Annotated in this window: 10 protein-coding genes; all 10 read left to right on the top strand. The window is 51.1% G+C overall.

The window, feature by feature from the left end:
* The first annotated feature begins 53 nt into the window (after positions 1-53).
* The 10 genes from tssE to JVX88_RS00265 all read left to right on the top strand — a co-directional run bounded on the left by tssE (position 54) and on the right by JVX88_RS00265 (position 13511).
* Positions 54-539: a type VI secretion system baseplate subunit TssE gene (gene tssE, locus JVX88_RS00310; RefSeq protein WP_211624665.1), complete on the top strand. Its 486-nt coding sequence runs from the start codon at positions 54-56 to the stop codon at positions 537-539.
* Positions 540-586: 47 nt separating this feature from the next.
* Entirely contained in the window at positions 587-2479 is a 1893-nt protein-coding gene (gene tssF / locus JVX88_RS00305; RefSeq protein ID WP_211624663.1) for a type VI secretion system baseplate subunit TssF, read from the top strand.
* A gap of 20 nt (positions 2480-2499) precedes the next feature.
* Positions 2500-3510 (top strand): type VI secretion system baseplate subunit TssG, encoded by a 1011-nt coding sequence (gene tssG / locus JVX88_RS00300; protein WP_211624661.1) that lies wholly within the window; start codon positions 2500-2502, stop codon positions 3508-3510.
* An 89-nt stretch (positions 3511-3599) separates the two neighbouring features.
* Entirely contained in the window at positions 3600-6377 is a 2778-nt protein-coding gene (gene tssH / locus JVX88_RS00295) for a type VI secretion system ATPase TssH (RefSeq protein WP_211624659.1), read from the top strand.
* Between the two features lie 31 nt (positions 6378-6408).
* The gene (locus JVX88_RS00290; RefSeq protein WP_211624657.1) at positions 6409-9120 is read left to right on the top strand and encodes a type VI secretion system Vgr family protein; all 2712 of its coding nucleotides are present in this window, start codon (positions 6409-6411) and stop codon (positions 9118-9120) included.
* 14 nt (positions 9121-9134) lie between these two features.
* Positions 9135-9659, top strand: coding sequence for a DUF4123 domain-containing protein (locus JVX88_RS00285; protein WP_211624655.1), 525 nt, complete (start codon positions 9135-9137; stop codon positions 9657-9659).
* A 1-nt stretch (position 9660) separates the two neighbouring features.
* A complete protein-coding gene (locus JVX88_RS00280) occupies positions 9661-9954 on the top strand; it encodes a PAAR domain-containing protein (protein WP_211624653.1) in 294 nt (97 codons plus the stop codon).
* A gap of 61 nt (positions 9955-10015) precedes the next feature.
* Entirely contained in the window at positions 10016-11071 is a 1056-nt protein-coding gene (locus tag JVX88_RS00275; protein ID WP_211624651.1) for an NADH-ubiquinone oxidoreductase-F iron-sulfur binding region domain-containing protein, read from the top strand.
* An 18-nt stretch (positions 11072-11089) separates the two neighbouring features.
* Entirely contained in the window at positions 11090-11203 is a 114-nt protein-coding gene (locus JVX88_RS00270) for a 30S ribosomal protein THX (RefSeq protein ID WP_211624649.1), read from the top strand.
* 37 nt (positions 11204-11240) lie between these two features.
* Positions 11241-13511, top strand: coding sequence for a molybdopterin-dependent oxidoreductase (locus tag JVX88_RS00265; RefSeq protein WP_211624648.1), 2271 nt, complete (start codon positions 11241-11243; stop codon positions 13509-13511).
* Positions 13512-13534: the final 23 nt, after the last annotated feature.

Below are 13534 nucleotides of genomic sequence, written 5' to 3'. Positions count from 1 at the left end.
GTTCGGTAAATCCGAGTCGGCATAACCTTTGACATATCGTAGGTTCTGTTTTTATGGCACGGATCGATCAAGAGATACGACTTACACCCTCGGTGCTTGACCGGCTGATCGACCTTGACCCCAGATCTTCTGTGGAGGCTCCGAAGTCTCGTTCCGCTTCCCTTCGTGATCTACGCGATGCAGTTCGCCGGGACCTGGAATGGCTTCTGAATACTAGGTGCCATACTGAAGCTCTCGATGACCAGCTTGAAGAGGCTCCGAGTTCGGTTGCGTTCTATGGTCTTCCGGACTTTACTGGTCTTGCCGCAAAGAATTCAGGCGAGCAAAAGCGTATAGCCGGAGCGGTTGAAGCGGCTATAAAGCATTTTGAGCCCAGATTCCTTGACGTTAAAGTCTCGCTGCAGCCGATAAGCAATCTTGACCGCCAACTGAAGTTCCATATCGAGGCACAGCTTGATGTTGAACCTACACCCGAGCCGATAGCGTTCGATACTGTTCTCGAACTCGGCAGCGGCGAATTTGTGCTAAAAGAAAGTTAAGCAGTAAATATTTGCTGCCGTTCGGATCGATCCGGCTCATCATCTAAATGCGCGACGAACTCTTAGGATATTACGAACGCGAGCTGATCTTTCTTCGGAGAATGGGCGCCGAATTCGCCCGTAAATATCCGAAGATCGCAGCTCGCCTGTTACTTGACGAAGAGAAGATCGAGGACCCGCACGTTGAGCGAATGATCGAGGCATTCGCTTTTCTTTCGGGCCGGATCGCTTTGAAGATCGATGACGATCTCCCGGAGATCACCGAATCATTTTTTAACATTCTTTATCCTCATTATCTTGCCCCCATTCCTTCAATGGCTATCGTCAACATGGTGTACGGTACGCCTAACGATAAAATAACGTCGGTTCAGAGGTTGCCCCGAGGAGCGAAGCTGAATTCACGCCCAGTTGACGGAACGCCATGCCAGTTCCGGACCACCTTTGATACGGAACTTGTTCCGATCAGCGTCGAATCCGCAGCTTTGGAATCTGATGCTCCAACCGATGGACGTGGCAAGTACGCGGATTGCCGAATAAAGATAAGTCTGCGCTGCCACGGTGATGCAAACCTCCAGGAACTGAAAGTAAGCGAAACAGGACGCGGCCTTGACCATCTTCGCTTTTACCTGGACGGAGACCCGCAACTGGTTTTTCCGCTTTATGAGCTGATATTCAATAACGCTACGGCCGTTGAGCTAAGGCCGAAAGATGCGCCGCTAAGCAATAAGACACTTAAGACCATTACGAACATTCAGCTTCGGCTGCCTGATCCTGTGATCCTTGAACCATCCCGCGGGCTGAGGCAGGTCGGATTTGCGGACGACGAGACGATGCTGCCTTACACGAAGCGTTCATTTTCCGGCTATCGGTTGTTAACTGAGTACTTCACGTTCCCATATAAATTCTTATTCTTCGATGTGTTGGGAATCGACCAGGCTGCCGAGCGAAAATTTGGAAGCCATTTCGACATATTCATCCATATGAAGGATGTTACGCCGCCGAAAGCTCCGATCTCCTCTGATTCGTTCAAGTTGAACTGTTCCCCGATAATAAATCTTTTCTCACGGATGGCAGATCCTATCTATCTGTCACAACAAAAGTATGAATATCAGGTCATACCTGACGTCCATCGCCAAACCACGACCGAGATCTATTCGATTGACGACGTTGTAACAAGCGATCCGACAACGGGCGAGGTAAGAACCTTTTCGCCATTTTATTCCTTGCGGCACGCCTACGGTGAGCAGATGGAAAAGTCCTTCTGGTATGCGTCACGGCGTCCGTCGCAGCGTGCGGAAGATGAAGGAACGGAGGTTTTTCTTTCTTTAGTGGATTCAACCTTTAACCCTCGCGTGCCTGCGGCGGAGGTATTGAATGTTAAAACCACGTGTACGAATCGAGACCTCCCGGCAAGGCTGCTTTTCGGTGGCAAGGAAAGTGATTTCGAAGTTGAGGGCACGGCGCTTTTATCAAGAGTTCGCTGCCTTACCAAGCCGACGGAGACAGTTCGTCCGCCGCAAAGACGTGCGGCGCAATGGCGATTGATCTCGCACCTCAATTTGAACTATCTCTCGATCGTCAGTTCGGAGGATGGAACACCCGAGGCGTTACAAGAAATACTGCATTTGTATAATTTCGGCGACTCGGCCGTGTCGCGTAAACAGATCTTAGGGATCGAAGAGATCGGATCAAAGAAGGTCGTTAGGCAGATCGGGCGCCGGGTAGGTACTGGTTTTGTTCGCGGGATCGAAACGACCGTAACCTTTGATGAGGAGCAGTTCGTTGGGAGCGGAATGTTTCTTTTTGCTTGCGTGCTTGAACGCTTTCTGGGTCTTTATGCATCAGTGAATTCATTCAATCAAATGGTGCTGAGGTCTGTTCAACGTGAAGAAGAGATAAAGCGATTTCCGCCGCGGGCAGGTGAACAAGAACTCGTCTGATCATCGCCGAATCTGTATTTATGTCATCGAAGCCCTTGAATGAGATCCTATTCGACGAACCGTACCGATTTGAATTCTTTCAGGCGGTGCGGTTATTCGAAAAGCTTTATCCGGAAAGACTTCCTGTTGGCGGTGACGCTCTTCCTTCGGAAGAGGTAATTAGATTTCGTTCACGCGTTGCATTCGATTTTCCGTCTAGTGAGATACAGGAAATCGTGCGGCAAACGGATGAGCTGACAGAACGCGAACGGCTCGAACTGCTTGTGAACTTCATGGGAATGATTGGCGTTAGCGGTGTGCTTCCGACGCATTACACCGAGCTGGCATTCGACCGCATCCGGCATCGTGATACCGCACTTTGGTCTTTCCTCGATATTTTCACCCACCGCGCCGTTTCGCTTTTTTACAAAGCTTGGGAGAAATATCGTTTTCCGGTGGCATATGAGCGCGGTGAGGATCGATTTACTGAATATCTCTTTTGTTTCGCAGGGCTTGGCACAGGAGGACTTCGCGGGCGGATGGGCCTCGATGATGAGACACTTCTGCCCTTTACCGGATTGATAGCGCAGCGGCCGCATTCTGCAAAAGCTCTGGAGAATATGCTGTCTGATTATTTCTCAACCAAGGTTTCAATAAAGCAGTTCAGCGGCCAATGGATAAGATTGGATAAAAGTGACACCTCGTTTCTTGGCAAGCGGAATAGCGAACTTGGCCTGAACGCAATAGCCGGCAGCTCGATCTGGGATCAGCAGTCAAAATTTCGGATCCGCCTTGGCCCCCTTTCGTTCACGCAATTCTGCTCCTTTCTGAAGAATGGTTCGGCCAACAAAACGATTATGTCGATCGTTCGATTGATGGTGGGCGATGAGTTTGATTTTGATCTGCAATTATTGTTGCACGCGAAACAGGTTCCAAGTACTATTCTTACCACTCGTGCGATACGACGTCCGATGCTTGGTTGGACAAGTTTTTTAAAGACTAGACCATTTGAGCGAGTTGACGATCAAGTGATCCTTGCCGGAGATGTGTAATGAACCTTCGGGTGAATTGGACCGGAACGGAACGGGATGGCGATGTGTCCTTTGGTTTGTTTTGATATGGCGTTTTTAGGAGAAAGAATATGAACGTTAATTTGAAGTCCCTTGTCGGCAGACTTAATGATGTGACGCGCAGAGCCTTGGAAGGCGCGGCTGGATTGTGCCTCTCAAGAACGAACTACGATGTTGAGATTGAGCATATCCTTTCTAAGCTTCTGGAACAGGATGATACAGACCTTCATAAGATCGCAAAGCACTATGAAGTGAACATCGATAGGCTGACCAAGGATGTTTCAACGTCGCTCGATAGGATGAAGACCGGCAATTCCCGAACCCCCGGCTTGAGCGACCGCATCCCAAAATGGATACAGGATGCATGGCTTCTTGCTTCGGTCGATTATGGTGCGGCAAGAGTTCGCTCAGGGCATCTTCTGCTTGCTTTGCTCTCGAATGAAGGCATGGCGCGGATCGCACGAGATATCTCCAAAGAATTTAGTCATATCTCAGTAGAGGATCTTCAAGCCAAATTGCCCGAGATCACCAACGATTCAGCCGAGACGCGCGATGCGGTCGCTCTTGGGGAGACCGGCGGGGTTTCCTCCGGTGAGTCAGTAGCAAGCGGGGTTCCCGGAAAGACTAAAGCACTAGATCAGTTCACCGAGGACCTAACCGCGAAGGCAATGGCGGGCAAGATCGATCCGGTTCTCGGCCGCGATTTTGAGATACGCCAAATCGTCGACATCCTAACGCGTCGGCGACAGAATAACCCGATCCTGACCGGAGAAGCAGGTGTCGGTAAGACGGCTGTGGTCGAAGGCTTTGCCCTGAGGATCGCACAAGGGGATGTCCCGGAACCGTTAAAGAATGTCGCGGTCCGCTCGCTTGACCTGGGACTTCTGCAGGCGGGAGCCGGAATAAAGGGGGAATTCGAGAATCGTTTGAAGTCGGTGATCGACGAGGTGAAGGCCTCTCCGCAGCCGATAATTATGTTCATCGATGAAGCTCATACAATGATCGGTGCCGGCGGGCAGGCAGGGCAGAACGATGCAGCAAATCTGCTTAAACCGGCACTTGCTCGCGGCGAGCTTCGAACGATCGCGGCGACAACCTGGGCCGAATACAAGAAGTATTTTGAAAAGGATGCGGCGCTCGCCCGTCGTTTCCAGGTTGTGAAGGTCGAAGAACCGGATGAAGCAAAAGCTATCGCGATGATGCGTGGGATCGCCGACAAGATGGAAGCCCACCATAATGTACGGATACTTGATGAAGCGATCGTTGAATGCGTTAAACTTTCCCACCGCTACATTACGGGACGACAACTTCCCGACAAATCGGTGTCGGTGCTCGACACGGCATGCGCAAAGGTCGCTATCGGACAAGGTGCTACGCCGGCCGCTGTAGAGGATGCGACGCGACGGATACAGAATCTTTCGTCTGAGATCGATGCTCTCGAGCGGGAGCTTGTTACCGGCGCTGAACACGATAAGAAGATCGAGGAGCTAAAGACCGCGCGTGCGGAAACGGAGGCTGAGCTTGAGAAACTCAATGTCCAGTGGGAAAAGGAAAAGGGCCTGATCGAACAGATAAAGAACATCCGCACTAAGCTTGAGATGTCACGCCTTGATGGAAAGCTCGCTGATGCAGTATCCGCCAATACGGCTCCATCGGGCAGTACGACAGCAGCCGCCACTGCCGAGGCCGAAGGATCTGCTGTCGGGGATGAAGCTTCGGCGGCCGCTCCGGCGCCTGAGGCTTCCAAACCTGTCGATACCGAATTTTTGAAAAGCGAACTGAAGCGCCTGAATGAGGAGCTGAAGGCGGTTCAGGGCGAAACGCCTTTGATGCAGCCCGTGGTGAATGGCCAGAGCGTTGCGGAGATCATTTCCGGTTGGACGGGGATCCCGATAGGGAAAATGGTTGCGGACGAGATAAATGCAGTCCTGAATCTGCATGAAACGCTGCGTGAACGCGTGCTCGGACAGGATCATGCTCTCGAGGCCATCGCTCAGAGAATAAGAACCTCGCGGGCGGGACTTACCGATCCAAAACGCCCGATCGGCGTTTTCCTTCTTGTCGGTACATCCGGCGTCGGTAAGACCGAAACTGCGCTTGCGCTTGCCGAGGCCCTTTATGGCGGTGAAAGAAATTTGATCTCGATCAATATGAGTGAATATCAGGAGGCTCATACGGTCTCAAGTTTGAAAGGCTCACCTCCCGGATACGTCGGATACGGTGAAGGAGGCGTATTGACCGAGGCGGTACGCCGAAAGCCTTACTCGGTGGTGCTCTTGGATGAAGTTGAAAAAGCCCATCCGGACGTTATGGAGCTTTTCTTCCAGGTCTTTGATAAAGGGGTTCTCGAAGATGGTGAGGGACGCGAGATCGATTTCAAGAACTGTATCATCCTGCTCACATCGAATGTGGGAACGGACACGATAATGAAGCTCTGTGCTGATCCGGAGACCCGCCCGGAACCCGAAGGTATAGTTGAAGCGGTCAAGCCAGAATTGAACAAGGCTTTCAAGCCGGCTCTTCTCGGACGTATGGTCACCGTTCCGTATTACCCGATCTCCGATGAGATATTGCGCCTTATCATCAAGCTGCAGCTAGGTAAGATCCGCGACCGCATATTTGACAATCATGGTGCGCAATTTTCTTACGATGATTCCGTCATAGATACGGTAGCCAGCCGCTGCACGGACGTAGATAGCGGCGCGCGGAATGTTTATAACATTCTGACTGGCACTCTGCTTCCGGAAATGAGCGGCGAGGTCCTCTCGAGAATGGCAAGCGGAAAAGGCATAAGCAAGGTTCACGTAAGTGTCGGAGATGGCGAAAAGTTCGTTTACGACATAACCTAAAGCTTTCAAGTTTGGCGATGAGGCATAGATCATGGCGGCAACACAAGACGGAAGGGTCATAAAGATCCATACACCGCTCGGCAAGGACGTTCTTTTACTTAGGAACTTCAGCGTTCAGGAAGGCCTGTCACAGATGTTCCAGATCGTGGCGGAGGTTCTGCACGAAGGTGAGGTCGGAGGTGAAACACCGCACATCGTCGGCCCGACGACGCTGCTAGGAAAGAATGTTACCATCGAGGTCGAACAGCGCGACGGAACGTCGCGTTTTTTTAACGGCATTGTGAACCGCCTTGAACAGCGGAATCGGCTGGAGCGTTTCACGGTTTTTGAGCTCAGCATAGTTCCTCAAATATGGCTCTTGACCCAAGTAAAGCAGAGCCGGATATTCCAGAACGCCTCCGTTCAGGATATTCTGAATACAGTATTTCAACAGTTCGAAAAAACCTTTCGTTTTGAAGGCCAGTTCCCAAAACGAAACTATTGTGTGCAATATCGTGAGAGCGATTTCGATTTCGCCTCACGGTTGATGGAAGAAGAAGGGATCTACTATTATTTCGAACACAAGAATGGGTCACACAAGGTCATATTTGGTAACTCTCAAGCGGGTCACGTTGATTGCCCGTCAAAAAGTACCATTTCATTCGGCCTTGACCTGCCGGATACTGAAGATTTCATACCGATCATTACCGAATGGATCACCAATTACCGTCTGCTTTCCGGCAAAGTGACGCTTTGGGACCACAATTTCCAACTGCCCCATAACAAGCTAGAGGCCAGCAAGCCATCGCGTTACTCGATCCCCGGAAAGGATCAGCTTGAGATCTATGATTATCCCGGAAGTTACGGGCAGCGCTTTGACGGCGTCGATCGTGGGGGCGGCTCACAGGATTCAGAGCTGCAAAAGGTCTTCGATGAAAGGGTTCGTGCAGCTGACCTGGCGATGCAGGAAATAGATGTTCAATATGCGGTCGTTAAGGGAGAAGGGGTTTGCAGCTCAATGACCGCCGGTCATAGATTCAAGTTTGAGAATCATCCGGTCGATGAATTCAACAAACAATACGTCATAACCTCGATGACTCACTCAGGGTCACAGTCGCCGGACTATGTTACGAACACTACGGTACCGCAGCCTTATTCAAATACGTTCATGTGCATCCCGCTCGGACCGAACTCATTGCCTTTCCGGCCGATGCGCACAACGCCGCGCCCGATCGTTCATGGTGCCCAGACGGCGACGGTCGTCGGACCGGCGGGTGAAGAGATCTTCACCGATAAGTATGGCCGCGTGAAGGTTCAGTTCCATTGGGACAGAGAAGGCAAGAACGATGCGAATAGCTCCTGCTGGGTTCGTGTCGCACAAAGCTGGGCTGGTAAAAAATGGGGAACAATGTTCATACCGCGTATTGGTATGGAGGTGGTCGTAGATTTTCTCGAAGGCGACCCGGACAGGCCGCTTATCGTGGGCTGTGTTTATAACGCCGATACGATGCCGCCATATCAGCTGCCTGAGGAGAAGACGAAGTCCACCTTAAAGACCAACTCAAGCCCGGGCAGCGGTGGGTTCAATGAGCTAAGATTCGAGGACAAAAAGGGAAAAGAGCAGATCTTCATCCATGCAGAAAAAGATCTTGACATAAGGGTCAAGAACCAGGCTAAGCGCATCGTAGGAAACAGCGATCATATGATCATCGGTTCCGATCAGCTTGAAAAGGTCGGCGGCGATAAGCATCTTACGGTTAAAGGGAACCTTAATGAAAAGGTCGATGGTTCGGTTTCACTTAAGTGCGGAGGTTCCCAGCAAGCTAAGATAGGCCAGAAGCACGCGGTCGATGCGGGAATGGAGATCCATTTAAAGGCCGGCGTCAATGCGGTAATCGAAGCCGGAGCTTCGCTTACTTTGAAGGGAGCAGGCGGATTCATAAACATTGGTCCGGCAGGAGTCGCTATTCAAGGTACGATGGTGCTGATCAATAGCGGCGGAGCTGCTGGTTCCGGGTCTGGAGCAAGTCCCACAGCTCCGCAAGATCCTACAGAAGCAGACAACGCGGAGCCCGGTCAAACGCCCAAGGCCCCTTCGAATCCGCCGCCGGCAAGCCCGCCGCAATTCAGCGCGTTGACCGCGGCTGTTCAATCTGCGGCAGCAAACGCCCCAAATCCGCAGATACCGCAATTGCCTGTAGTTGTTCCGCCGCTTCCTACGCTTCCCAGTGTTGGTGACATAGCCGGGCCGGTACAGGCAGCTGTCCAGTCGGCGATAGCAGAAGCGTCATCAGCGGCAGATCAACTTCAAGATCGAGTCAATGATGTGAATGATATCGCTAACGATTTAGCGGCCAACGCTCAGGCATACGCCGATGAGATCGCTCAGCGAGCGCAAGAGGCTCGTGCAGCTGCAGAGAGCATTGCCCAACAAGCTCAGCAGGCCCTGCAGCAAGGAATGCAGCAGGCACAACAGGCCGCGGATCAAGTACAGCAACAAGCCCAGCAGGCAATGAGTCAAGCCCAGCAAGCTGCTCAACAGGCTGCTCAACAAGCACAGCAGGCGGCTCAGCAAGCTGGCCAACAGGCGCAACAGGCTGCTCAACAAGCCCAGCAAGCTGCTCAACAGGCTGCCCAACAAGCGCAACAGGCGGCGCAGGAAGCAAGCCAACAAGCTCAGCAGGCAGCACAGGAAGCTGCTCAGCAGGCACAACAAGCGGGACAAGCGGCCCAGTCCGCACTTAACTCGACTCCGTTCATGTAATTCGCTCGCGTTCTATGGATACTGAACAGATAAAAAAGGTTATTTTTGACGATTTCACACGCACGTTCTGCGTGTTGGACGGCGTCATGGTACCCGAGCTTCCCACAACATTGTTCAAAGCGCAGGTCCCGCATCACTGTTTGCTATCAGGAGAACTTTCGCCGGAATTGGCGAATGCCGCGCCGTATCTTGCGTATTTATCTCCGGACAGTAAGTTTGCTGATCGGGTTCTTACCGAATCCTTTGGTAAACACTGGGGCATCATCCTGCAAACACGGCGTTCGATGGCCGAGATGCGACGACATTTTCAGGCGTTGCTTCAGGCTTATGACGAACGGGGTAATCCGATGAAGTTCAGATTTTATGACCCTCGCGTTCTTAGCAAATTCCTTCCCACGTGTAATGGTGGGGAGCTAAAAACGCTTTTTGGAGATGTGGACGCCTTTTTTACAGAATCTAGTGATGGGCAAGGCCTCATCAGATACACGATCAAAGACGGAAAGCTTGAAATGAAAGATCTATTAAAGGAGAACCGATAATATGCCTCCAGCCGCTAGATTAGGTGATATGCATACCTGCCCCTTGGTAAGCCCGGGGCCGGTCCCTCACGTTGGCGGGCCTATCTTGCCGCCCTGCTGTCCGACGGTATTGATAGGATATATGCCAGCCGCGCGGGTTTCTGATATGGCAACATGTGTCGGGCCGCCCGATGTCATCTTAATGGGTTCAACCACAGTGATGATCGGTGGATTGCTTGCCGCACGAATGGGCGATCCGACAATACACGGTGGGGTGATCGTACAGGGATGCCCGACCGTTATGATCGGGGGATAAAGCGTTACTGCTTTTTTGATTTAAGCATCTCGTAACTATTGGTTCGCAGGAAAGAGCAAGAATGTTAGTTATTCGCGACGCACAGATACAAAGCTTTATTGCCAGCAATGATGACGAGGTCGCCCTGCTCGTCGCACAGGCTCAGATCAGGATGAATCCCGCCCGGGTAGATGGCATTCGTCCCGCACGCCTTCGTGCAATGGCAAAGATCGCCGTTGAAAAGGCGCGCCTTTTCGGACTTGAAAAGGCGGAGGACGTTTCAGGCTTTGCGTCGCTAATGTTTGAGATATCTCCGCTCTTTTACGAACAAAAAGAGATAAAGGCTGCATTGACCGATACGGCTTATCCGATCGATATCAGGCTTCAGACCCTCTTTCAACGCACCGATGATGCCGCCTGGACACAAGCTGTGGACCGATATGAACCCGGTATTTGGTTTGGCGAGGGGTCGGCGGAAAGTGCAGTTTCTGAAGAGGGAAATGAGCCGCCGTCGAAAGATCATATTGAATTGACCCTTCTCCAAGTTCAAACTGGCGGCACGAAGCTATGGTCCGTCAGTGGTCACGTAAAAAAACCGGGGGTTTATGAACTTCCGATGGGCTATGCCGATATGGAAAAGTTCATCATGGAAGACTGCGGTGGGATGCTCCGTGAGGACAAAAAACTGAAAGCTGTGATACCCGGCGGCTCCAGCGTTTACATTATGAATGCTGGCCAGATCTTAGAAAAGGGGGTCACACTCGACTACGAGGGACTTGTCGAGGCAGGGTCAATGCTCGGCACTGGCGGGATGATCGTGATGGACGAGACTGTCGATATAATGGAATCGACCAAAAATCTTACTGAATTTTACAAACACGAATCCTGCGGGTGGTGCACACCTTGCAGGGAAGGCACAGATTGGCTTGTAAAGATCTTCAATCGTATTTCTATAGGCGGAGGCAGACCCAGCGATGCTCAATTGTTGCTGGATATTTGTGACAACATTGAAGGGAAAAGCTTCTGTCCTCTCGGCGATGCCGCTGCATGGCCAATACAGTCAGCAATTAAGCAATTTCCTGGGGATTTCAAGAAGTGGCTTGTGAAAAAGGCCTCTGGAGAGCACTTGAACAATTAAGCGGCGAGGAGTTTTGAAATGGGAAAAGGCGATAAGAGGACCAGACGTGGAAAGATATTTGCCGGCAGCTACGGCAAATCCCGTCCCAAGGGTGGAAAAAAGAAGAATATCGACAAAGCTGCTGAAGAATAGACTATAGATGCCGGGAAGTTGCCGGCAATGACGTTTAATGTCTGAAGAAAAGATAAAAGTTGTTATCAACGGTGCCGAGATCGAAACCGAAAAGGGTGCGGTATTGATCGACGTCTGTCGAGAAAACGGCGAGAACATTCCATCGTTCTGCTATTACAAGGACCTTGAACCGCAGGCCTCGTGCAGAATGTGTCTTGTCCGAATAGACAAGATGCCGAAATTGCAAACATCGTGCACCATAAAATGCACGGACGGAATGGTAGTCACGACCGTTAGTCCGGAGATCGAAAAGGCTCAGCGCTCGATGGGCGAGTTCTTGCTCGCAAATCATCCGCTAGACTGCCCAGTGTGTGACCGCGGCGGCGAATGTGAATTACAGGAAGTTATCTTCGATTGGGGTGACGTCGAAGAACGATTCACCGAAGAAAAGAACAAAGCACCGGAAAAATATCTTTCGCCAGTGGTAGCGAATGATCCGCAGCGTTGCATATTGTGCAAACGCTGTACGCGTGTTTGCAGCGAATGGATGGGCGAGGACGCGATCGAGGCTGGAAACCGCGGAGCGAATACCGTCATTGGCACTTATGGCGGCTGGCTTAACTGTTCGCAATGCGGCAATTGTATCGAAGTTTGCCCGACCGGCACCTTGCTTGACGGCGTATATCGTCATGCTACCCGGCCATGGGAGCTCGATCAGACCATTACTACTGATGTTTACGGTTCTGATGGAATGCAGTTAAGCATTGGTTCACGTGGCGGAGAAGTCCACCGGATCGTAGCGCGGGACCGTTACGTAAATGGCCTGAATGGTGAATTTCTTGACGTCAAAGCCCGTTTCGCTCACGAGTTCGTCAACCACAAGGACCGAATAAAGACTCCGCTCATCCGATACACAAAAGGCGGAAAGCTAATTCCGGCCACTTGGGATTCGGCGATAAAGTTAGTTGCAGGCAAACTTAGTGAACATATCGCAAGTACGGCGGTAGTGGTTAGTCCGCGTATCACAAACGAATCTATCGCAGCCGTCGGACTTTTTGCTCGCGACGTTTTAAAAACCGATAACATAGCTGTTTCGGATAGACAAAGCATATCTGCATTCTTTAAAAATCTCAGCGCTCCGCTCGCTACTCATAAAGACATAAGGTATGCGAAGACAATAATGCTGATCGGCGGTGAACCAGAAGAAGAGCAAACCTTTACTGCGAAGCAGATCCGCCAAGCGGTAAGGAACGGCGGTGCAAGACTGATCGTCGTAAACGAACGTCCGATTCGGCTTACGGCAAATACTGAGATATTCATTCATGCAAATGCCGGTTCAGTCAATGCATTTGCCCTCGCTCTAGCAAGCTCTGATGATGATTCCATCATTTCCGAGAAAATGGGCATCAGCTCATCAGAGATAGATAGCGTGAGAAAGATCGTTGCCGATACTGAAGGGGACGTGATCATTATGTGCGGCTCTGATCTTTCGCCAGAGGCTCAGGCGGTGATCGCTGCAAGCGCATCAAAATATCACTCAGAAGGACGGCGTGTTCTGCTTCATCCTTTGCCTCTATACAATAATTCTGTTGGGGCAGTAGATATCTTGGGCGAAACCAGGACTGAAGCAGAGGTCATCGGATCGGCATCATCGGTGTATGTTGTCGGGAGTCTCCAAGATGCCGAATTACTTCAGAGTAAAGAATTCGTAGTAGTCCAGGAACTCTTTGAGACCGAGACCACGAAATATGCGGACGTTGTATTCCCCGCAGCTTCATTTGCAGAGGTTGACGGCACGTTCACGAACAACGCGGGAAATGTCCAACGCGTAAGAAAGGCGATCGACCCTGTACATCAATCTAAACCGGACTGGATGATAATTCGCGAGGTTGCTTCGGCAATGGGCATAGATCTTGGGTTCGAGCCATCGGCCTCGGCTTTATTTAGACTTATAGCGGATTCCGTGGCAGCTTATCAAGGCTTGCGTTACCCAGTATTGAAGGACGAATCAAATCCGATCCAGGCCAAGTATGAAATGGTCGATGTACATTTATCGGAATTGGCCAATGCCCTTCGTGGAAGTGTTGAGCAGATGCCAGCCAATAGCGAAAAACATTATCACGTGCCGCAAGTTGGACACAGGCTGCATCGATTAACAACGATGACAAGCAAGACGCCTCAGTTCCACCTTTTGGCGAACGGCAATCCAAAACCGGAGAATATTTTGGTAGCTCCGCTGGAACAGATGAACCTAGATGGAACGCCGCGTGAGCGAGCCGAAGCTGCGACGGTCGGAGTAGAGGATCGCTCAAATCTTGGCGGTCGATGATCTTTTATTGGATTGGATCGAAC

The organism is Leptolyngbya sp. 7M (genome assembly GCF_018128485.1).
This window is presented reverse-complemented; position numbering and strand designations above follow the sequence as displayed.